Annotated in this window: 23 protein-coding genes; 13 read left to right on the forward strand and 10 right to left on the reverse strand. The window is 71.0% G+C overall.

The genetic code is table 11. The features are described 5' to 3' along the window. Positions 1 to 34: 34 nt before the first annotated feature. Complete coding sequence (locus HHX35_RS24050; protein WP_182900986.1) at positions 35 to 340, forward strand: hypothetical protein; 306 nt, start codon at positions 35 to 37, stop codon at positions 338 to 340. Between the two features lie 313 nt (positions 341 to 653). On the opposite strand, the gene HHX35_RS24055 is transcribed toward HHX35_RS24050, so the two are convergent. Next, positions 654 to 1,073, reverse strand: coding sequence for a heme-binding protein (locus HHX35_RS24055; RefSeq protein WP_182900987.1), 420 nt, complete (start codon positions 1,071 to 1,073; stop codon positions 654 to 656). Positions 1,074 to 1,177: 104 nt separating this feature from the next. Here HHX35_RS24055 and HHX35_RS24060 point away from each other — a divergent pair, with 104 nt between their 5' ends. Continuing rightward, positions 1,178 to 1,603, forward strand: a complete 426-nt coding sequence (locus tag HHX35_RS24060) for a MarR family winged helix-turn-helix transcriptional regulator (protein WP_182901067.1) — start codon at positions 1,178 to 1,180, stop codon at positions 1,601 to 1,603. A 38-nt stretch (positions 1,604 to 1,641) separates the two neighbouring features. Continuing rightward, positions 1,642 to 1,809 (forward strand): hypothetical protein, encoded by a 168-nt coding sequence (locus HHX35_RS24065; RefSeq protein WP_182900988.1) that lies wholly within the window; start codon positions 1,642 to 1,644, stop codon positions 1,807 to 1,809. Between the two features lie 51 nt (positions 1,810 to 1,860). On the opposite strand, the gene HHX35_RS24070 is transcribed toward HHX35_RS24065, so the two are convergent. Both HHX35_RS24070 and HHX35_RS24075 read right to left on the reverse strand, forming a co-directional pair. Next, on the reverse strand, positions 1,861 to 2,490 hold the full coding sequence (locus tag HHX35_RS24070; protein ID WP_182900989.1) for a Tn3 family transposase: 630 nt from the start codon (positions 2,488 to 2,490) through the stop codon (positions 1,861 to 1,863). Then, positions 2,487 to 2,753 (reverse strand): Tn3 family transposase, encoded by a 267-nt coding sequence (locus tag HHX35_RS24075; protein ID WP_182900990.1) that lies wholly within the window; start codon positions 2,751 to 2,753, stop codon positions 2,487 to 2,489. Before HHX35_RS24075 ends, HHX35_RS24070 begins: the two co-directional genes overlap by 4 nt. A 183-nt stretch (positions 2,754 to 2,936) precedes the next feature. Between HHX35_RS24075 and HHX35_RS24080 the strand changes: the two genes are divergently transcribed. The 3 genes from HHX35_RS24080 to HHX35_RS43715 all read left to right on the forward strand — a co-directional run bounded on the left by HHX35_RS24080 (position 2,937) and on the right by HHX35_RS43715 (position 4,398). Then, positions 2,937 to 3,275 carry an HAD family hydrolase gene (locus tag HHX35_RS24080; protein ID WP_182900991.1) on the forward strand — a complete coding sequence of 113 codons (339 nt, stop codon included), beginning with the start codon at positions 2,937 to 2,939 and terminating at the stop codon, positions 3,273 to 3,275. A 188-nt stretch (positions 3,276 to 3,463) separates the two neighbouring features. Next, positions 3,464 to 3,712 (forward strand): hypothetical protein, encoded by a 249-nt coding sequence (locus HHX35_RS24085; RefSeq protein WP_182900992.1) that lies wholly within the window; start codon positions 3,464 to 3,466, stop codon positions 3,710 to 3,712. 557 nt (positions 3,713 to 4,269) lie between these two features. Beyond that, positions 4,270 to 4,398, forward strand: a complete 129-nt coding sequence (locus HHX35_RS43715) for a hypothetical protein (RefSeq protein ID WP_259405359.1) — start codon at positions 4,270 to 4,272, stop codon at positions 4,396 to 4,398. Between the two features lie 197 nt (positions 4,399 to 4,595). On the opposite strand, the gene HHX35_RS24095 is transcribed toward HHX35_RS43715, so the two are convergent. After that, positions 4,596 to 5,174 carry a TetR/AcrR family transcriptional regulator gene (locus tag HHX35_RS24095; protein ID WP_182900993.1) on the reverse strand — a complete coding sequence of 193 codons (579 nt, stop codon included), beginning with the start codon at positions 5,172 to 5,174 and terminating at the stop codon, positions 4,596 to 4,598. Positions 5,175 to 5,287: 113 nt separating this feature from the next. Here HHX35_RS24095 and HHX35_RS24100 point away from each other — a divergent pair, with 113 nt between their 5' ends. Further along, a complete protein-coding gene (locus HHX35_RS24100; RefSeq protein WP_220505782.1) occupies positions 5,288 to 6,367 on the forward strand; it encodes an amidohydrolase family protein in 1,080 nt (359 codons plus the stop codon). 60 nt (positions 6,368 to 6,427) lie between these two features. Here the strand turns inward: HHX35_RS24100 and HHX35_RS24105 are convergent, their stop codons facing one another. Then, the gene (locus HHX35_RS24105; protein WP_182900995.1) at positions 6,428 to 7,318 is read right to left on the reverse strand and encodes an alpha/beta hydrolase; all 891 of its coding nucleotides are present in this window, start codon (positions 7,316 to 7,318) and stop codon (positions 6,428 to 6,430) included. Between the two features lie 57 nt (positions 7,319 to 7,375). Further along, positions 7,376 to 8,236 (reverse strand): alpha/beta hydrolase, encoded by an 861-nt coding sequence (locus tag HHX35_RS24110; RefSeq protein WP_182901068.1) that lies wholly within the window; start codon positions 8,234 to 8,236, stop codon positions 7,376 to 7,378. A gap of 61 nt (positions 8,237 to 8,297) precedes the next feature. Here HHX35_RS24110 and HHX35_RS24115 point away from each other — a divergent pair, with 61 nt between their 5' ends. Then, positions 8,298 to 8,735, forward strand: coding sequence for a helix-turn-helix domain-containing protein (locus HHX35_RS24115; RefSeq protein WP_182900996.1), 438 nt, complete (start codon positions 8,298 to 8,300; stop codon positions 8,733 to 8,735). Positions 8,736 to 8,890: 155 nt separating this feature from the next. On the opposite strand, the gene HHX35_RS24120 is transcribed toward HHX35_RS24115, so the two are convergent. After that, positions 8,891 to 9,562, reverse strand: coding sequence for a hypothetical protein (locus HHX35_RS24120; RefSeq protein ID WP_182900997.1), 672 nt, complete (start codon positions 9,560 to 9,562; stop codon positions 8,891 to 8,893). 222 nt (positions 9,563 to 9,784) lie between these two features. After that, entirely contained in the window at positions 9,785 to 10,714 is a 930-nt protein-coding gene (locus HHX35_RS24125; protein WP_182900998.1) for a LysR family transcriptional regulator, read from the reverse strand. Between the two features lie 121 nt (positions 10,715 to 10,835). Between HHX35_RS24125 and HHX35_RS24130 the strand changes: the two genes are divergently transcribed. Together HHX35_RS24130 and HHX35_RS24135 are read left to right on the forward strand one after the other, a co-directional pair. Then, entirely contained in the window at positions 10,836 to 12,218 is a 1,383-nt protein-coding gene (locus HHX35_RS24130; RefSeq protein ID WP_182900999.1) for an MFS transporter, read from the forward strand. A 191-nt stretch (positions 12,219 to 12,409) separates the two neighbouring features. Beyond that, entirely contained in the window at positions 12,410 to 13,600 is a 1,191-nt protein-coding gene (locus HHX35_RS24135; RefSeq protein WP_182901000.1) for a PAS domain-containing sensor histidine kinase, read from the forward strand. Between the two features lie 42 nt (positions 13,601 to 13,642). Here HHX35_RS24135 and HHX35_RS24140 read toward each other — a convergent pair whose 3' ends face one another. Continuing rightward, a complete protein-coding gene (locus HHX35_RS24140) occupies positions 13,643 to 14,629 on the reverse strand; it encodes an alpha/beta hydrolase (protein WP_182901001.1) in 987 nt (328 codons plus the stop codon). Positions 14,630 to 14,705: 76 nt separating this feature from the next. Here HHX35_RS24140 and HHX35_RS24145 point away from each other — a divergent pair, with 76 nt between their 5' ends. From HHX35_RS24145 to HHX35_RS24155, 3 genes are all read left to right on the forward strand, one after another. After that, positions 14,706 to 15,293 (forward strand): TetR/AcrR family transcriptional regulator, encoded by a 588-nt coding sequence (locus HHX35_RS24145; RefSeq protein WP_182901002.1) that lies wholly within the window; start codon positions 14,706 to 14,708, stop codon positions 15,291 to 15,293. An 86-nt stretch (positions 15,294 to 15,379) separates the two neighbouring features. Then, complete coding sequence (locus HHX35_RS24150) at positions 15,380 to 16,324, forward strand: RNA polymerase sigma-70 factor (RefSeq protein WP_182901003.1); 945 nt, start codon at positions 15,380 to 15,382, stop codon at positions 16,322 to 16,324. A 105-nt stretch (positions 16,325 to 16,429) separates the two neighbouring features. Continuing rightward, positions 16,430 to 17,653 (forward strand): NAD(P)/FAD-dependent oxidoreductase, encoded by a 1,224-nt coding sequence (locus HHX35_RS24155; RefSeq protein ID WP_182901004.1) that lies wholly within the window; start codon positions 16,430 to 16,432, stop codon positions 17,651 to 17,653. 37 nt (positions 17,654 to 17,690) lie between these two features. Here HHX35_RS24155 and HHX35_RS24160 read toward each other — a convergent pair whose 3' ends face one another. After that, positions 17,691 to 18,887 (reverse strand): hypothetical protein, encoded by a 1,197-nt coding sequence (locus HHX35_RS24160; protein ID WP_182901005.1) that lies wholly within the window; start codon positions 18,885 to 18,887, stop codon positions 17,691 to 17,693. Positions 18,888 to 19,182 lie beyond the last annotated feature (295 nt).

The following is a 19,182-nucleotide window of genomic DNA, read 5'->3' on the forward strand; positions in this document are numbered from 1 at the left end:
CAGTTGTAAGGCATCGGCCCCGGCTTCGTTGCCGGTGCTGTCGATGATGCCGACCGGTGACCTGGAGAGGTCCAACCGGATCACCGGGGTAGAACCCGGCCGCGACGCTGGTGGCCTCGCCGTCGAGGTGCAGGTCGTCGAGACAGTAGTGGCTGCCGAAGCCGACCTCGGCGAGCTCGCCGGCGGCTACGGCGTCAACGATGGCCGCGAAGCTAAAGAGCACAGTGGGCTCATTCGCCCGTATACCTTCGAGCCAGGCGCGGGCCTGGTCGTCGCCCTCGATCTGGCGCAGCGCCTCGACGGCGCCCTGCCTACGCGGAGGTATCGAAAGGCCGCATAGCGGACGCTCGATCCCGCCGCAGCGGCGGCCGCAGGCAAGCCTGCAGCTGGCAATCGGGCAAGCCGCAAGGTTCCGGCCTCCAGATCCGGCAACAGCTCATATTCGAAGGAATGAAGTTTCTGTCTGGTTAGATTTTTGAGCGTCCCCCGCCGAATTGCGCTCGTAGGAGATCAATGGCGGCGTTGCGCGCCGCCTCACGGCCCTGCGCCCGCTCGGCGGCCGGGCATGCGGCCTGGGGGTCGGTCCCGGCCGCCAGCAAAGGGGCTCCGACGAGAGGCGCGGCTACGCGGAGCTCCTAACCAGGTGGACAGGCTTATGCTGACGCGGAGGGTGACAGGGAGCGGACCCCGACATCGGCGCACTGGTCATCCTGTTCGAGCGTCCCTCCGGCGATCGCGATCGCACCGACGACGACATCGCCGCGCCGGATCAGCCGAGCGGCCCTGCCGGCCACGATGGGTGTTCCCGCCACGTCAACTATCTGCGCGAACACCGCCGGGTAGGCCTGCTGCAGGCCCATCAGGTCACTGTCGTCGCGACGAAACAGCGCAACGCTGGATGCTTTCGCCGGGGCGATACGGGCCGACATCGGAGACGCGCCGTCCATGCGATCGAGAACCTGCAGGTGCCCGCCGCCGTCGACGATTGCGACCGTAACTGTCGCGCCGATTGCGGCAGCGTGCTCGCGCACGCGGTCGCTGACGGCCCGAGCTTCGTCCAAGGTGAGCGACATCGTTCCTACCTTCAATCTCTTGGGTCGACCAATCTTGGTCGGGCCAAGAGTACACCGGATTCGTTGGATGGACCAAGGGATTGGCTTAAACTTCGTGCGTGGAGATGAACGGAGCGCCGGCCCGTCTGCGCTGCAAACCCAGCTGGCTGATCAACAGGGCTTCCGCTCGGGCGCATCGACTCATAAAAGAAACGATGGCCGCTGCCGGTGGGCACGCCTATCACTTCGCGATCCTCGCCGCACTGGACGAGTTCGGCCCGGACAGCCAGGTGCAGATCGGCCAACGATGCGGAATCGACCAGAGTGACATGCACACGATGCTCAATGAGCTGGTAGAACAAGGCCACGTCGCGCGCACCCCAGACCCCGCCGACCGGCGCCGCAACCTGATCACCCTGACCGCCGCCGGGCGACGACGGCTCGAAGACCTGGATACGACACTCACGGGGGTTCAACACGACATCTTGGACGCCCTGTCGGCCGCCGAGCGCGACACGCTCACCAGCCTGCTCACCCGTATCCTCGGCTAGCCTTCGCCTCCTCTCGGGAGATCGGCAGATCAACATCCGTGAAGAGGGTCGCCCAGTACGGCTCGTTCGAGGAACTCCTGGACACCAAGGGCCTGGAGAAGGTCAACCCGGCCAGCCCCGCGACCAGCAGCTCGCCAACAGCCGCCGCATCTTCGGGCCGGAGAAGGACGCCCTCGGCGTGCTGGCCATCGAGATCGAGCTGGTGACCAGCCCAGCGACCTGACCTGCCCCGATGCGCTCCCGGCGCCTGCCAGGTGTCAAAGGTCGTCGTCCTCGGCGGCGTCGGGGTCGCGCAGGTCGCGGATGATGCCGGGCGCCAGCTCGGGCAGGACGAAGCTGTAGGCGCCGTGGACCCCCAGGTGCCGGTTCACGAATGGTGACAAGCGGGCCATGTCCTCGTCGCGGACCGGGCAGCCTTGGGCCTTGAGCTGTCGGACGGCGGCGTCCAGGTAGACGGTGGTCCACAGCACGACGCAGTTCAGGACCAGGCCGAGCACGCCGAGCTGGTTCTCCAGGCCCCGCTCATAGCGGTGGTACAGCTCACCCTTCTTGCCGTGGCAGATCTTGCGGGCCAGGGCGTGGCGGCCTTCCTGCAGGTTGCGGATGTGCTTGATGTCGCGGCGGTAGGTCTCGTCGGTGTTGATCCGCCAGCCCTTCTGGTCGGGCAGGTCGGCCAGCGCGGGCCGGTAGGAGATGCCCAGCAGTTCCAGCGGCCCGAACACCACGTCGGAGTAGGAGCCGGTATCGGTGACCACGATCTCGGGCAGCTCCCCGCCGTCCAGGCCGAAGATGACGTCGACCATGTGCAGCGAGCCGCGGATCGTCCCGGAGATGACCTTCGCGCCCCGCCCGATTCCTTGGTCGTTAACGGCGTTCAGCCAGGTCATGCCGCGCCCCATCCGAAGAACTTCCTGTTGGGGCGGGCGAAGGCGGCAGGGACCGGGACGATGAACCGCATCCCGTCGACCGCGGCGACCATCCCGCCGCCCCACACCTGCGCCAGCGGGAGCCCGGCCTGGCGGGCGACCAGGGGAAGGTTAGCCGGGGCGAGAGTCTCGGGCCGGAAGTAGTTCTGGAACACGCGAGACAGCCGCGACCGCTCCAACGCGGGCACACCCTGCTTGGCGATCGGCCGGTACCCGACGTTCATGGGGGGCAGACCAAGTACGGGAGAAAGGGATAGTGGAGCATCGAGGTACTCGGCCAGGCCGGGCAACGGCCCGCCGTCGTCGGGGCGGACGAGCCGCAGATGCCGCTCCGTCATCGGCTCAGCCGCGGGGCTGGGCCGCCAGGTAGCCGATGATCTCCCCGGCCAACTCGTAAGAGCAACGCCGTGCACAAGCTCAAGGCGTTCGGGCTGGACAAGTGGATCGACGTTGAGGTGGGCGGCTACGGCGAGGAGGTGTACCCGAAGGCCACCCTGCTCCAGGTGGCCCAGGGGCGGGCCAAGGCCCGGTACGGCGCCGTCTTCACCGCCGGCAACACCGTGCTGATCGGCGACTCCACCCGCGACGTCCAAGCGGCGATGATCGCCGTCGCGTCGGGCAGGTCGACGTCAGCCGAGTTGCAGGAGGTGGGCGCCGACATCGTGCTGCCCGACCTATCCAACCCCTCCGAGGTCGTCGCCGCCGTCGCCCGCCTCACCACCCCGGCCGACCGCGCGGCCCGCTGACGCGGTTCCGGGCCCGGGGCGGGCAGGCCGGTCTCCGCGGGCTCCGCCGGGTGAAAGTTACACGTCGCGTGCCACGGCGTCCGGCATCGGCGCTGCATGCCGGCCGCCGGCGCGCGGGGGGTTGCCAGGCGTTCCTCCGCAACGTGCAATGCGAGTGTCTGATCACGACCTTCTTCAGAGGAGATCACGTGCGTCACCGACTCGCAGCCCTGCTGATCCTCGCCACGGCCGTCGTCGTCCCGGCCATGGCCTCGGCCGCCCCCGCGAGCGCCTCGACCCTCCAGCGCGTCTACTCCAGCCTGCCCTACTCGCTGTGCATCACGTGGGGACAGTCGGGCTACCAGAACGGCCAGTGGGGCACCTGGTGGTGCAGCACGCATCAGCCGCAGAACGACCCCTGGAACCCCACCTACGACCTGTGGGCGTACGTGAACTGACCAGGGCCGTCCGCATGGCCCTGAGGAAACGGGCCGCGACCTGCGCGCCGGGCCGCTCGTGTTCGGGGTGTCGGTAAGACTCACGTCACCAGGCACACGCGATCGCGTCAGTACAGGTGGCAGCCATGGCGATACCGGATGGCGCAGCCACCTTGCCGAGTCTGCCCGGTCGGCAGGAGGAACCGCTGACCAGGCCCGATGCGACCGCGTGTACCTGGTGCCAGCAGCCTTACCGACACCCCAGCTCCCCTTGTAGGGACGCTGACGGTTCCGTCGTGATGCCGGATGGGGTCGTTTTCTGGTCGGCAGAGTTCTACGAGCAGCCCGGTGTCAACGGACTCCCGATAGTGCTCTGGCACTGATTTCGTGCGTTGACCCGTCTCAGTCGGCGAGGAGGATGCGTTTGCGCAGGAGGTCGGGGTTGGCTCGGCCATACATCTGCCGCTTGAGCATCTTGACGCGGTTGACGTGGCCTTCGACCTTGCCTGAGCTGTAAGGCCTGCAGGTGCTGGTGTTCGTCGGCGTCGAGGCTGTCGGGGTGGCGGAGGAACCAGCCCGTGACCTGGCGGACGGTAGGCGGTGATGGCGGCGGCAGGGCGATGGTGGTCTTGGACCTCCAGGGCTGGACGTACTCGCGCACGGACCTGCGTGTGCCGCGGAAGCCCATGGCCGTGATCTCCTGGTAGAGCTGCTCGGCGTTGGTGCAGCCCTGCTCCCAGCGGTGCCGCAGGTAGCCGGCGCACTCTTCGAGCATCTTCGGGCGCTTGCCGGCGCCGTTGTGCACGAGCAACTTGAACCGCGCCGAGTTTCGTGGAGGTGTGATCCACCCACAACGTGCACCTTTCGTCTCGCGCTGCCGCCCTGCGGGATGCAGGCCAGCGGGTCATGGCCTGACCAGCGGAATGAGCACCTCATCGACGGTGGAGGCGATCTCGCCGGAGTCCACGAGACCGCCTTCCCATGCCTGGAGGAGGATCAGGCGTGGCCCGACTGAGACAATGCGCGGGGTGAGGCTGCGGGGTGAGGCTTCGCCGCGTTCGACCGCCTGGCGCAGGACGGACAGCAGTACTTCCTGGTGCGGGCGGATCACCAGCCGGTGGACCTGCTCGAACAGCTCGGGGTGGCGGTGGCGGTGGGCGATGAGCGGGAGCAGTGCGCGGCCGCGCGGCTCGTCGAGCGCCCGTACGAGGTGCTCGAGCAGGGCGATCAGGTCATCGCGCAGTGTGCCCGTGCCGGGCGGCGCCGGCGGGTCGCCGAAGCCGGTCGCGGGGTCGCTCAGCGCGGCGAGGACGAGTTCGGCCGGGGTGGACCAGCGCCGGTACAAGGCCGCTTTCCCGGTTCCGGCCGCGGAGGCGATCTTGTCGAACGTCAGCTCCTCGAAGCTGCTCCCGGCCAGTTCGCTCAGGACGGCCTGGAAGATCGCGGTGGTGAGGGCGTCTCCGCGGCGGCGGGTGGGACTCATGAGGACGGATTATCACGTACTTCGCCGTGCTAGCCTCCGTTAGTGAACAAATTTGTTCCTTATTTGGGGACGGGTGACCCATGTCCACTGACGGCAGGACAGCCTTACGCAATGTGCGGGTCTTCGATGGCAAGCGGCTCGGCGAGCCCCGTACCGTCGTCATCGACGGTGCGCTGATCGGCGACGATCCCGCAGGGGCGGAGGAGATCGACGCGGCGGGGGCAGCGCTGCTGCCCGGGCTGATCGACGCGCATGTCCACCTGCACGGCCCGGGGAACCTGGCCGCCCTGGCCGCCTGGGGGGTGACGACCGGACTCGACATGGCCTGCTGGCCGGCCGAGCGGGTGGCCTCGCTGCGCGAGACCGAGGGAGCGGCCGACTTCCGCACTGCCGGACTGCCCGCGATCGGGCCGGGCGGCCACCACGCCCGCATGCCGGGAATGCCGCCGGAAGCCGTCATCCTGACGGCAGCCGATGCCCGGCGGCACGTCGAGGCGCGGGCGGCGGAGGGTGTCGACTACATCAAGGGCGTCGCCGAGGCCCCCGGCGAGGGCGGGCCGCCCGCGGACGCGCTGCGCGCGCTGGTGGAGGCGGCGCGCGAGTACGGGCTCAAGACGATCGTGCACGCCGCCACGCCGGGCGCCTACACGATGGCCGTGGAGTCGGGAGCGGAGTTCGTCACGCACACGCCGATCGCCGGCGGGGTCAGGGCGCACGACGTGGCCGCGATGAGGAGCGCCGGCCAGAGGTCCATCCCGACGATCACCATGATGGAGGCGTTGCTCACCGCCTTCGTGACCTCCGGCCCGCCGCCTGGGCGGGCCGACCACCTTGAGGAGGTGCTGGGCGACGTCGGCCGCCTGCACCGGGCCGGTGTTGAGATCCTCGCCGGGACGGACGCGAACGCTGAGTCGTCCACGCCGGTGCCGGTGCCTCACGGCGAGAGCCTGCATCACGAGTTCGAGCTGATGGCGCGGGCCGGGATGACGCCGGTGGAGATCCTGCGCTCGGCGACCGTGCTGCCCGCCCGCGCCTTCGGCCTGACCGACCGGGGCGCCGTCCGGCCGGGCATGCGGGCCGACCTGTTGCTGGTCAACGGCGACCCAACCCGGGACATCACGGCCACCCGCGACATCCGCGCCGCCTGGTGCGCCGGTCGCCCCGTCACTCCGGCCACCGCTCGCAAGACCTGAGACGCGAGCGGAGGTTCCCGTACCCGCGGCGGCGTCGAGCAGATCGAGGTGGCTTGCCGCTCACGGCTTCACCATCGTGCGGACGAACGCGGCCGCGCGGGTCATCGCCGCGTCGGCCTCGTCCCACGAGGCGGCGAATGACTGGAAGACGTGTGTCGCGTGCGCGGTGACGTCCAGCGTCACCGACACGTCGGCCGCCACGAGCCTTGCCGCGAGCCGGGTGGAGTCGTCCAGCAGCACCTCGTCAGTGCCGACCTGGATCAACGTGGGTGGCAGACCGTGCAGGTCCGCGAACAGCGGGCTGCGCTGTTCCGCCGAGGATGCGTCGCCGAGGTAGTCACGCACGCGGCGTTCGAGGGCGGCGCGGTTCACGATGAAGTCCGCCTCGGCCCTGACCGTCATCGAATCGCCGCTGAGGGTGAGGTCAACCCATGGCGAGAACAGCAACGCCGCGGCGGGCATCGGCTCGTCGGCGGCGGAAAGCGCCGCCAGGAGGTCGAGCGCTACCCCGCCGCCGGCCGACTCGCCGGCGACCACCACCTGTTGCGGATCGACGCCGGAGGCGATCAGGGCGCGATAAGCGCGTACCGCGTCCTCGGTGGCGGCAGGGGCGGGATGCTCGGGTGCCAAGCGGTAGTCGATGGTGATCACCCGTGTCTGTGACCTGCGGGCGAGGTCTGCGACGATCGCCAGCGAGCTGCGCGCCGACCCGAGGACATACGCCCCGCCGTGGAAGTACAGGACGGTGCCGGCGCAGGGCTCTTCCGCGAGTTCGACCAGAAGGCCAGGGATCGTGTCGTAGTGGGCTTCGGTGACGATGACGTCCTCAGGGACAGGATGGTGGGACAACAGCTGCTCGAACAGGGCGCGCTGTTCGTGGACCGCACCGCCGAGATCGAGGGGGGACGACGCGCGCAACTGCCGGATGGCCTCTCGCTGCTCGCGGCTCATATCTGCTCCTTGCTGTGGGTTGGTCGGCTTTGTTCCGTACGGGTCTTGACGTTCAGCTCAGGCGGCCCGGGCGTGCTCGATGAAAAGGTCGGCGAAGGCGTCCGGCTGGTCGATCGGGGTGATGTGACCGCAGTCCTCAAGCAGGTGCTGGGTGAGGCAGCCGGTGATCGGTTCGAGCTGGCGGGCGGTGGCCGCGCCGATCGCGCCACCGCCGATGGCGAGGGTCCGCGTCGTCAGTCGGTGGTCCTGCGCCCAGTTCCCGATCCATTCCGCGGTGGCCGGCACCGCGCGGTAGTGGTCGAAGGCATTGCCGAGACTCGGTCTGCCCCGATAGGCCTCGACGATCAGCCGTGTAAGGTCTGCCGGCACACCTCGGCGACTGCCAGCGGAGAGAAAGAAGCGGACGTAGCGCTCCGCCGAGTTCTCCAGAACGTCCTCGGCCAGACCACCGGGCGCCTGGTGGAAGCCGAACCACCACGGCGGCCCCTGCCGTAGGAAGGCCTCGGCGCCGGGCAGAAATCCGATCAACCCTTCGGACAGGGTCAGACTGGTTACGCGCTCAGGTGACGATGCTGCCAGGACGAATGCCGGAGTGACACCTAGATCGGTGCCGACGACGTGTGCCTCGCGGTCACCGAGGACGTCCAACATTCGAAGCAGGTCCGTGGCGATCGCGGATGCCTGGTAGCCGCGGACGGCGGGTGTGCTGTCGCCCAGCCCGTGCAGGTCCGGCGCGACGGCCCGGAAACCCGCCGCGGCCAGCCGGGGTGCGACATCGCGCCAGATAGCGCGGGTGTGCGGGAAGCCGTGCAGCAGCAGCACAGCCGGCCCCTGCCCGAGAGTCTCCACGGCGAGTTCGACCCCGTCGATCGGTATCCGGTGCACGGTCGCGCCGGGAAGGTGAGGAGAAAGAGTCATCTGGCGCACGAGTGCCCTCCTTGGTTACGCTTGGGAACGTGGTAACCGTAGGAGACCTTCAATGAACGGGGAAGACGGCACTTTCCCGACACCAGGTGACCTCGTGGTGACCGCCTCGCGGCAGGGGAACCTATTTGATCCCCTGTGTCCGACAAGGCTCCTGCTCGACCGAGTGGGGTCGCGATGGACGACCATGGCGGTGCTGTCGCTTGCCGCCGCCGAGGGCGAGCTGCGGTTCACCGAGTTGAAGCGTGAAATGACCGGCGTGTCGCAGAAGATGCTGGCGCAGACCCTCAGGGCGCTGGAGCGAGACGGACTTGTCGCTCGTCGTGTCGAGGCGAGCAAGCCTCCACGGGTGTACTACCGTCTGACCGACCTGGGCACCACGCTCGTCGGACCGCTGCGAAGTCTGCGAGCCTGGGCTGAGCAGTACATGCCCCTGATCCAGCACAACTGCGACACGTTCGACGCCGCCGACCGCCCGGACGGCCACGGCTGACAGCCGCGAGCCGACGAAGGACTCCTCACAACTGCGGTGGTACTGGCATGGATCTCGAAAGGCAGGTGAAACTGCCGTTGTTTCGCGCGCTACCACGCTTCGAACAAGAGGATCGCTGCAACGATGCCGGGCCGCACTCCTGATCATCGGTCGGCTTACTCGTACGGCTCGCTCGGTTCTGGGATTTCTGTCACCTGGATGGCGGTCATCTCCGGTGGCACGGTTCCGTTCGGGATCTTGCGGGACCTTGGCGGTCCGGTATGACTGCCGCCCGGCGAAGTAGCCCTGCAGCACGCCGCCACCGGAGGGGTCGCATTCGGCGAGCAGCACCGGGTCGGGCCAAGTGAACGCGGCGGCCACACCGTGGTGACCCCGGGCGCCCCGCCGGGAGACGCGACCGCGATCAGCGCCATCCGCCCACCCCCCGGCCAGACGACAGCGGCACGGCGAACACCGGAGCACCGACGACCGGTCCGCGCGAGCCGTACCGGCAGAAGCGCGACCACCACACGACGAAACCTCGCCCGGTCACGGGGTGTCCCTCCGGGAGGTGAGGATGAGGGCGATGTGGCCGCCCATGGCCTCACGCGCGATGAACCCGCCACGAGGCCGACCAGCAGGTCGACGACCCGCACCCCGTCGGGGTCGGCCTCCCCCACCCGGTCGACGACGGCGGGAAGGTCCTTCACCACGGCCCTGGTCTCCTGGCCGGGGTCGGTCAGTTCGGCGGCGACCAGGACGCGGTCGCCGGCACGCAGGCCCCTGGCCGGAAGCTGACCCGGCTTGAGCGCGAGCGGCACCAGCTGCTGGCCGGGCCCCTGCGTCATCGCGTCTGTCGTCCGGGTCTTCGCCAGGAGCGTGCAGGGGAAGGGCCGTGAGGCTGGAGAAACGCATCGATCTTCGCGCCGACGGCGATCAGCGCGGGATCGTGCAGCGTCCGGCCGGTGCCGGAGGACAACGCCGGGTCCGATCCCATTCTCGTGGTTCAACCCCGGATACGAGCCCGTCTCGCTCCTGAAATCGCGCGGATCTCACCGGGGCGGCCTGACTCACCGCCGCGCGGCGCCGTGATCGGCGGGCGAAGGGAGGCCGACCGCGTCGGAGGCGGCGCTCGCGTACAGGATCTCGCGCATGCCGGGGAGGGTCTCGCGGTCGGCCCTCCACACCAGGCGCAGGCTCAGGCCGGGGACGTCGAACGCGAGCCGGGCGAGGGCTCCGGCGGCGACCTGATCGGCGACCGCGAACCACGGCAGCAGCGTGATCCCGAGGCCGCGCTCGGCCCACGCCCGCATGACGGGCACGCCGCCCGCCCGCACCCGCTCCACCCGGTCGCCCAGCAGGCGCTCCCCCGCCAGCCAGAACGAGCAGGCGGGCACGTTGACCAGCAGCCGCTGGCCGTACAGGTCCTCCTTACGCAGCCGGTACGCGGCGGCCAGCGGATGGTCCGGCGCGGCGACAAGCGCGAGCGGCACGGGATCGAGGTCGAGGAAGGCCAGCGGCGCGGCCGGCGCGCCGAAGCCGAGCCCGCCCAGATCGTTCCCGTTGTCGAGCAGCAGCGCCGCGTCGAGGTCCGCGGCCGCGACCGCGTCCAGGAGACGGTCGCGGGCGCCGTCCGACCGCACCTCCACCACGAGGTCGGGACGGCGCTCGGCCAGCCGGGCCAGGACCGCGGGCACGTGCACGGCGGCGATCGTCTCCAGGGCGCCGAGCCGCAGCACCGGGCGGGCCTCCACGACGTCGCGCCGGGCCTGGTCGGCCTGGTCCAGCAGACGGCGCGCCCAGCCGCGCAGGCGCTCGCCCGCCGCGGTCAGGCGCATCCCTCGGGGACCCCGCTCGAACAGGGCGACTCCGAGGTCCCGTTCCAGCGTCCTGATCTGCTCCGACACCGACGACGGCGCGAGATCCAGGGCGACGGCGGCGTCGGTGACCGTCCGATGTGCCACAACCGCCTCGAAGGTGCGCAACTGCCGCAGTTCCATGCCGCACCGAACGGGCCGGGAGCGTTCGGTTATTCCGAACGCCGCCTGCGGCTTGGACGGTGGAGCCCTACGGCGGCCGACGCCACAGTGACCCCAGGTTGTCTACCTCCTGGAGATCCTCGTGACGTCGACTGTTTCCGCCGCTCCCCCCGCGGCACCCGCCCGGGCCCGCGCGCTGGCCGGGATCGCGCTTGGTTATTTCATGGTGCTGCTCGACACCACCGTCCTGTCGGTCGCCGAGCCCGACCTCGCCCGGTCCTTCGGCGGCGCGGGCGTCGCGGGGCTGCAGTGGACCGTGACCGGCTACACCCTCGTGTTCGCCGCCGCGCTGCTGACGGCCGGGTCGGTGGCCGACCGGTACGGCGCGCACCGCGTGTTCCGGGTGGCCGTCGCCGCCTTCGGCCTCGGCAGCCTGCTGAGCGCGTTCGCGCCGTCGCTGTTGGCTCTCGTCGGCCTGCGGGCACTGCTCGGCCTGGCCGCGGCGGGCTGCGTCCCCGCGTCGATGGCGATGATCTCCCGGCTGTATCCGGTGCCCGCCGAGCGGGCCAGGGCGGTCGCCGTCTGGGCGGCGACAAGCGGCGCCGCGCTCGTGGCCGGTCCGGTGGCCGGCGGGGCGCTGACCGACCTGGCGGGCTGGCGGGCGATCTTCCTGATCAACGCCCCGCTCGCCGCCGTCACCCTCGCGCTCACGGCCGGAGCGGCCGTACGCTGCCCGCGCGGTGACCGGCGTATCGACTGGGCCGCCCAGATCCTGGCCTGTGCGGCGGTGGCGCTGCTGACCGACACGCTGATCGCGCTCGGCGCCCACTCCTTGGTCCACGCCGCCTGGTCGGCGGGTGCCACGGCCGTGGCGGTGTGCGCCTTCGCCGTACGCGAGCGGCGCGGCCACGCACCGGTCCTGGCGCCCGCCGTGCTGCGGACACCCGGCGTCCCCGGCGCGCTGCTGGCGGGGGCGGCGGTCAACTTCGCGATGAGCGGGGTGCTGTTCGTGCTGCCGCTGTTCTTCCAGCAGGCGCTGGGCCTGACGCCGGGGCAGATCGGGGCGGCGCTCCTGCCCATGACGCTGCCCTTCGCGGTCAATCCGCTGCTGACCGGCAGGATCGTCGCCAGGTCCGGGCCGCGGCCGCCGGTGCTGGCAGGGCTCGGCCTGCTCGCGGCCGGCGGCGTCGCGTTCGGCGCGGCCGTCTGGGCGGGCGCCTCCTACCCGTTCCTGCTGGCCGGGCTGGTGGCCACCGGCTTCGGTGTGTCGTTCGCGCTGCCCGCCCTGGCCACCCTGGTCGTGACCGCGGCCCCCGAAGGCACCGCCGGGGTGGCGGGTGGGCTGCTCAACGCGGCCCGGCAATGCGGCGCCACGATCGGCGTCGCCGTGACGGGCGCGTTCGTGACCGTCGGCGTTCCCGATCAGGGGCACCGCGGCGCGGCGTACGCGCTGGTCGTGCCGGCCGTGGTCTGCGCCGCGGCGGCCGTCGCCATCGCCCGGCCGACCCGGCGCCCGGCCGGGTGAGGCGCCGCGGATTGACGCTCGTGGTGATGGTTGCGGGCGCGTTCATCTCTTTTTCCGTGGCCCGTTCGGGGGCCTACCCCGTTGACCTGCGGCCTCGGGGGAATGGAGAGGGCACGGCCGTGGGACGGACGGCCGGGAGGCATGCCGACTGCGGGGGCTGGAAGACGGGGTGCGAGAAGGACACCGTGGTCATGAGGTCAGAGATCGACTATGAGGCGGTGTTCAGGGCCGGCCAGGCCCCGTCGATGCTGCTGACCGCCGATTTCGTCGTGCTCGCCGCCAACGACGCCTGTCTCAAACTGGCCGGGCGCAGCGCGCAGGACATGCTGGGCCGCAACCTGTTCGACGTCTTCCCGCCCAATCCCGCGGGACCGCAGGACGCCGAGCAGCAGGGGGCGCGGATACTGCGGATCTCCCTGGAACAGGTGCTGACCACCCGCCGCCGCGACTTCATGCCCCTGCAGAGGTACGACATCGAGGCACCGGGCCGGCCCGGGGTGTTCGAGGAGCGGTATTGGAGCACGGTCAACACACCCGTGCTCGGCCCGCACGGCGAGGTCCGATGGATCGTCCTCAGCAGCGAGGAGGTCACCGACTTCGTTCGCGCGCTGCGGCGCTCCGGTGTGGCAGGCGAGCAGGATTCCCTCGCCCTGCAACTGCAGACTCTCAACGACCAGCTCAGGCGGGCGCACCGGGAGCAGCGCGAGACGACCTCCGCCCTGCGGGAGGCCATCGAACGGCAGCGGCGGCTGGTCCACGACGCCTCCCACGACCTGCGCAACCCCATCACGGGCCTGCTCACCGAGCTGGAGGTCGCGCTGTCCGAACCCGGCACCGACCTGCAGCGGATCTTGCGCAAGCTGCTGCGCGACGCGGAACGGCTCAACGACATCGTGGCCGACCTGCTCGACCTCGCCCGCCTCGACAGCGAGACGCACGAGGGCGAGCACCTGATCGACCTCGCCGAGTTCGTCAGCGAGGAACTGGACCGCCGCACCCCGTGCGCCGCCGTCCTCACCCGCCTCGACCCGGACGTGCGCGTACGCGCCTCGGCGATCCGCCTGGCCCGCCTGCTGGGCAATCTGCTGACCAACGCCGAGCGGCACACCCGCACCACGATCGAGGTCGTGGTCGCCGCCGACCCTCCCGACGCCGTCCTCGAGGTCATCGACGACGGCCCCGGCATCCCGCCTGAGGACCGCGAACGGGTCTTCGAGCGCCGCTACCGCCGGGAGGAGGCCCGCGCACTGGATCCCGGCGGGTCCGGGCTCGGCCTGTCCATCGCCCGGGAGATCGCCCAGGAGCACGGCGGCCGGCTGTACGCCGCGGAACACCACTGCGGAGCCCGCTTCGTCCTGCGTCTTCCCCTCGCCACCGAGTGATGCCCCTGAGAATGCGCGTGCGCGGAGGCTCCAGCGGGGCCGTCATCCGGCGAGGGCCTCCCGGAGGAACTCGACGATCTCGGCTCGCGCGGCCCTCGCCTGCGGCACCAGCCTCGGCATGCTGAGGAACGCGTGCGTCGCTCCGGGATACTCGGTGAACCGCGCGGGCGTCCCCGCCGCTCGCAGTCGTTCGGCGTAACAGCGGCCGTGATCGGCCACCGGGTCGAGGGTCGGCACCACCACGAGCGCCGGGGCCAGCCCGCTCAGATCGTCGGCGTACACCGGCGACAACGCACGAGGATCGGTTCCCGGCGGAACGGCGAGCCGCTGGAACAGCCGAATCTGCGGCATGGTGAGGGTCGGGCTGTTGGCGTGACGGCTCATCGAGGCGTGCTCGAACCCCGTCGAGGTCAGGTCGACAGCGGCGTTGACCAGCACCTGCGCCCGTAGGAGCAGGCCGCACTCTCTGGCCCGGATCGCGGCCAGGGCGGTGACCATCGCGCCGGTGCTCTCACCGAAGACGGCGGTCCGCGCCGGGTCGATCCCCCACTGCGGGGCGTTCTGCACGACGTGCCGGAGCACGTCCCAGGCGTCGTCGACGGCCGCCGACAGCGGAGTGTCATGGTCGAGGAGGCGATGCTCGACCGAGACGACGACCGCGGGCAGTCGTGCGGCGAGGTGGCTGTTCACCCAGTCGCTCTGCACCGCCGTGCCCACGAATCCGCCTCCGTGCACGTGGAGCACGAGCGGCAGGTCGTCGCGTACGCCGGCCCGGCCGGGTGAGGGCCGGTAGACCCGGACCTGGAGCCCGCGGCCGGGCAGCGCCACCTCCTGCCACTGGATTGTGGCGTCCCGGTCCGGGAACCCGGTGATCAGCCGTGCCAGAGGGGACGCCCGCTTGCGGTTCACCGCCTCGCGTAGGGCGGCCAGCTCCTCGGCCGTCATCGCCGGCCAGTCCGGTTCCTTCTGCAGGGCATGCAGCAGCCGGATGCCCATCGGCGGCCGTTCCGCACCGGTGACCTCGTTCATGTCTCCTCCTCGACCCGATAGTTTCGCTACCGCGAGTATCGATACCCATGGTAGCGAAAGAGGTTATCGTGTGGTCATGACTCGAGGGACCGCATCAGCCAGACCACCCGGTCGCCCGCGGTCCGGCGTCAACGCCGTGGTCTTCGCCGCGACCCTGAGCGCGGTCCACGAGCTCGGCTACGCGCGTGCCACGGTCGACCGCATCGCCGCCAGGGCCGGTGTCGCGAAGACGACGATCTACCGTCGCTGGCCGTCGAAGGGCGAGCTGATCGTGGACTGCCTGCTTGACGCGCTCGGCCCGGTGCCGCTGGAGGGCACCGGCCAGGCGGAGCTGATGTCCTCGACCATCCGCTGGATCGCGGCGAAGATCGGCGAGCCCGGCATCGGCGACGCGTTCGCCGGCGTGTTCAGCGACGCCGTCAGCGATCCGCCCCTGCGCGAGATCTTGTCCGCACGGTTCCAGGACCCGTACCGGCTCCAGTTGCAGGACGCGCTCGGCGAGCCGGAGAACCGGGTCCTGTTCTTCATCGACGTCGTCGTCGGAACCCTGCTCCACCGGATGGGCATGACCGGCTCGCCGATGGCCGACGCCGACGTCACCGCACTGGTCGACATGGTTCTGCGGCACTTCGCCGACGGCGCCGAAAAAGCCGAGACCCGATGACCGGCCTGCTCACAACGCGTACGGCGAGCAACTGCGGGAGCGGATGCGACGGCGGCGGTGCACGCCGCCCGATCTAGGATCGGGTCATGCCCTTGACCGCGGACGACGTCGACCGGTTCGAGGCCTCCCGGCCGCGCCTGGAGGCCATCGCCTACCGCCTCCTCGGCTCCGCCGGCGAGGCCGAGGACGCCGTGCAGGAGACGTTCCTGCGCTGGCAGGCCGCCGATGTCGGCCTCATCGAGGTCCCCGAGGCCTGGCTGACGAAGGTCCTCACCAACCTGTGCCTCAACCAGCTCACCTCGGCGCGTGCGCGCCGCGAGACCTATGTGGGCCAGTGGCTTCCCGAGCCGCTGCTCGCCGGGGACCCGATGCTCGGCCCGGCCGACACCGCCGAGCAGCGCGAATCGGTCTCGTACGCGGTCCTCACCCTCATGGAGCGCCTGTCACCCAACGAGCGGGCGGTGTACGTGCTGCGGGAGGCCTTCGACTACCCGCACCGGGAGATCGCCGAGATCCTCGACATCACCGAGGCCGCCAGCCAGCAGATTTTCCACCGCGCCAAGAAGCACGTCGCGGACGGTAAGGCCCGCACCGAGATCGACGAGGTCGTCACCCGGCGCATCGTCGAGGAGTTCCTGACGGCCGCCACCAGCGGCCGGATCGAGCCGCTCGTGCGCCTGCTCACCGAGGACGCCATCGCGATCGGCGACGGCGGCGGGAAGGTGCCGGCCCGCGCCAAGGCGTTCCAGGGCGCCGTCGCGGTCGCGAAGTTCCTGCGAGGCCTGTTCAAACCGGCCGAGGTCAAGCGCGCCATGGTCGGCGGCACGCCCGAGGTCTACATCTGGACCGCCAACGGCGAGCCCGCCGTGGTGGCCGTCGTGGACGGCCGGGTCGTTGGTGTCATGTGCCTGGAGGTCACCGCCGAGGGCATCGCCGCGTTCCGCAACCAGGTCAACCCCGACAAGCTCGAACGCGCGACCGAGCAGTGGGCAGTCAGCGACCACGGGGAGCCCCTGTTCACGGCTTTCTGATCGCTGTGTGAGGTGCTTCACACCGCGTTCCTGTCAGGAAACGGCGCGCCGCCCGGTTCAGGTGGCAAAACGCGCAAGGCAATCGCGCAAGACAGGAGCAAGGGCATGCAGCACCGCATCATCGTCCTCGGAGGCGGATACACCGGAGCGATCGCCGCCGGGCGCCTGGCCAAGCGGCTCCGCCGCGATGACGTCGCCATCACCCTCGTCAACGCCGAGCCCGACTTCGTCGAACGCGTCCGCATGCACCAGCTGGCGACCGGCCAGGACCTCAAGCACCGGCCGTTCAGCGAGATGTTCGCGGGCACCGGCGTCGAGCTGAGGCTGGCGAAGGTCACCGGCGTCGACGTCGACCGCAAGACCGTCACCATCACCGACGCGAACGGCGCCGGCGTGACCGCACCCGGGTCCGGCGCCGAAGAACTCGCCTATGACACGCTCGTCTACGCCCTCGGCAGCGGCTGGAACGCCCAGGACGTCCCCGGGGCAGCCGAGCACGCCTTCGAGATCGCCGGCCGTCCCGGAGCACTGCGGCTGCGCGAGCGCCTGGCCCTCCTCGACGCCGGGCAGACCGTGGTCGTCGTCGGCGGCGGCCTCACCGGTGTGGAGGCCGCGACCGAGATCGCCGAGGCCCGCCCGGACCTCGATGTCGCACTCGCCGTCGGCGGCGATCTCGGCGACTGGCTGTCGCCCAAGGGCCGTGAGCACCTCCGGAAGGTCTTCGGCAGGCTGAAGATCACCGTGCACGAGCACACCACCGTCACCGGCGTCGAAGCCGACCGCGTGCTCACCGCCGACGGCACGGCCGTCCCCGCCGCGGTCACCGTGTGGGCCACCGGCTTCGCGGTCCACCCGATCGCCAAGGCCACCAGCCTGGAGGTCACCGGCACCGGCCAGATCGTGGTCGACGGGACCATGCGCTCGGTCTCCCACCCGGACGTGTACGCCATCGGTGACGCGGCCATGGCGATGGGCCCCGGGAACAAGCCGCTGCGCATGTCGTGCGCCTCGGGAACCCCGGCCGCCTGGCAGGCCGCCGACGCGATCGCGGCGCGCCTGACCGGTGGGAAGCTCCCGAACGCGCCGATCCGCTACTTCAACCAGTGCATCTCCCTGGGCCGGAAGGAGGGCTTGATCCAGTACGTCACCGCCGACGACCGCGCCGTGCGGGCGGTCCTGACCGGACGGCTGGCCGCCGTCTACAAGGAGCTGATCTGCAAGGGCGCCGCCTGGAGCGTCGCCAACCCGACGCTCGGGCTGCCCACCCGGCGCCGCCGCGTCACGCGGAAGCCGGCCGCGGCGGGCTCGGCCGTGAAGGCGCCGGCGTAGAGCCAAGCAGGCGGCCGGAGGAGGCGACGGAGCGTCGTCACGGCCCGGGCGGGGGCTCGGGAGCCTCCTGGCGCAGCCGCAGCTCGGCGGCGACCGCGCGTTCGCGCAGTTGGGCCGCCTCGGCCCGGGCCACGTCGAGCTGCGCGCGCAGGTCGGCCAGCCGGGCCCGTTCCAACGACAGCTCCGCCTGGATCCGCTCCCGCTCCGCCGTGGCGGCCCGGGCGTCCTGCTCCGCCCGGGCGGCCTCCGCGTCAGCCGCGCCGGCGCGGGCCTCGGCCTGCGCGGCCTCCGCGCGCAGCCGGGCGGCCTCCGTGACGGCCTGCTCGCGGGCCGCCTCCGCCGCCTCGGCCCTGGCCAGCACCCGGTCACGCTCGTCGTGGGCCTGCGCCACGGCCCGATCGCGCTCGGCCTCCGCCCGCGCGACCGCGCGGTCGCGTTCGGCCTCGGCCGCCTGGGCACGGGCCAGCGCGGCGGCGCTGGACTGCTCGGCCTCGCGATGCGCGCGGCGGGCCAGCTCCGCCTCCGCCCGCGCCGTCCGCGCATCGGCCCGCGCCTCGTCGCGTTCCTGAACGGCCTGCTCCGCCTGCTCCCGGGCCAGGCGGACCTCGGCCGCGGCCTGGTCCACCCGGTCGGCCAGTTCGCGTACGGCCTGCTCGCGGGCGGCCTCGGCGATCTCGGCCCGGCGGACGGCCTGGTCGGCCTCCTGCCTGGCCCGGCGTTCCGTGCTCGCCGCCTCCCGCAGCGCGGCCAGGGCCTGCTCGCGGGCGGTCTCCGCGTCGGCGAAGGCGGTGTCCCGCTCGGTGTAGGCCTCCTCCATCCGGCGACGGGCCTCCTCCGCCTCCCGCCGGGCCTCCTCGGCGGCCTCGCGGGCCAGCCGCACCTGCTCCAGCGCCTGCTCGCGCTCGGCGCGGGCGATGGCGACGCTCGTGTGCGCCTCGGCCTGGATCGCGCTCAGCTTCGCCTCGACTCCCGCCGGGCTCAGCTCCTGGGCGAGCACCTGCGCCAGCGGATCGATCGCCGCCGCCAGGCCTTTCTCCATGCGCTCGTACAGGTCTTCCACGCGCGCCAGCGCGCCCTCCAGGCCCGGTGTGGCGCGGCGGAGCTCCCGCTCCCTCTTGGCCGCCGCCTGGCAGTCGCCGTCCGGGCAGTACTCCCGCGGTCTCCCCCGCCGGACCGGCTGCTCGATGGGCGCGCCGCAGTGCTTGCACGCGGTGATGGTCACGGAGGTCGTCACGGCGGCCCAGCGTAGCGAATTTCTGGATTTCTGGAAATAGAAAACAGAAAAGGCCATCTGTTGCGTGGCTGCAGCGCTCGGATCACTTGGGAGATGGGTAATTCTCGCAAGCTATCGAAACCGGACAGGTCTCCCCCGTTTCCGGCCGGTTCGGTGCATGATGAGCATCCGAACGAAAAGTCCCGTTAGCGGGTGGCTCCAGCTCGTCCTGCTTGCCTGGCCTGCCCTACCTTCGGCGTCTATGCCGGTTGAGTTCTTGAGTGATGGTGAGGCGGCCGCGTACGGCCGCTTCTCC

This window comes from Microbispora sp. H10830 (genome assembly GCF_014161375.1).
GTDB classification, from domain to species: domain Bacteria; phylum Actinomycetota; class Actinomycetes; order Streptosporangiales; family Streptosporangiaceae; genus Microbispora; species Microbispora catharanthi.

What these genes read in the sequence shown, in the direction of transcription:
- HHX35_RS24140 (WP_182901001.1), bottom strand. Translation starts at nt 14,629, where the DNA reads ATGAACGAGGTCACCGGTGCGGAACGGCCGCCGATGGGCATCCGGCTG.
- HHX35_RS24060 (WP_182901067.1), top strand. Translation starts at nt 1,178, where the DNA reads ATGAACGGAGCGCCGGCCCGTCTGCGCTGCAAACCCAGCTGGCTGATC.
- HHX35_RS24135 (WP_182901000.1), top strand. Translation starts at nt 12,410, where the DNA reads ATGAGGTCAGAGATCGACTATGAGGCGGTGTTCAGGGCCGGCCAGGCC.
- HHX35_RS24155 (WP_182901004.1), top strand. Translation starts at nt 16,430, where the DNA reads ATGCAGCACCGCATCATCGTCCTCGGAGGCGGATACACCGGAGCGATC.
- HHX35_RS24125 (WP_182900998.1), bottom strand. Translation starts at nt 10,714, where the DNA reads ATGGAACTGCGGCAGTTGCGCACCTTCGAGGCGGTTGTGGCACATCGG.
- HHX35_RS24115 (WP_182900996.1), top strand. Translation starts at nt 8,298, where the DNA reads ATGAACGGGGAAGACGGCACTTTCCCGACACCAGGTGACCTCGTGGTG.
- HHX35_RS24150 (WP_182901003.1), top strand. Translation starts at nt 15,380, where the DNA reads ATGCCCTTGACCGCGGACGACGTCGACCGGTTCGAGGCCTCCCGGCCG.
- HHX35_RS24105 (WP_182900995.1), bottom strand. Translation starts at nt 7,318, where the DNA reads ATGAGCCGCGAGCAGCGAGAGGCCATCCGGCAGTTGCGCGCGTCGTCC.
- HHX35_RS24075 (WP_182900990.1), bottom strand. Translation starts at nt 2,753, where the DNA reads ATGAACGTCGGGTACCGGCCGATCGCCAAGCAGGGTGTGCCCGCGTTG.
- HHX35_RS24095 (WP_182900993.1), bottom strand. Translation starts at nt 5,174, where the DNA reads ATGAGTCCCACCCGCCGCCGCGGAGACGCCCTCACCACCGCGATCTTC.
- HHX35_RS24070 (WP_182900989.1), bottom strand. Translation starts at nt 2,490, where the DNA reads ATGACCTGGCTGAACGCCGTTAACGACCAAGGAATCGGGCGGGGCGCG.
- HHX35_RS24145 (WP_182901002.1), top strand. Translation starts at nt 14,706, where the DNA reads ATGACTCGAGGGACCGCATCAGCCAGACCACCCGGTCGCCCGCGGTCC.
- HHX35_RS24055 (WP_182900987.1), bottom strand. Translation starts at nt 1,073, where the DNA reads ATGTCGCTCACCTTGGACGAAGCTCGGGCCGTCAGCGACCGCGTGCGC.
- HHX35_RS24120 (WP_182900997.1), bottom strand. Translation starts at nt 9,562, where the DNA reads ATGACGCAGGGGCCCGGCCAGCAGCTGGTGCCGCTCGCGCTCAAGCCG.
- HHX35_RS24110 (WP_182901068.1), bottom strand. Translation starts at nt 8,236, where the DNA reads ATGACTCTTTCTCCTCACCTTCCCGGCGCGACCGTGCACCGGATACCG.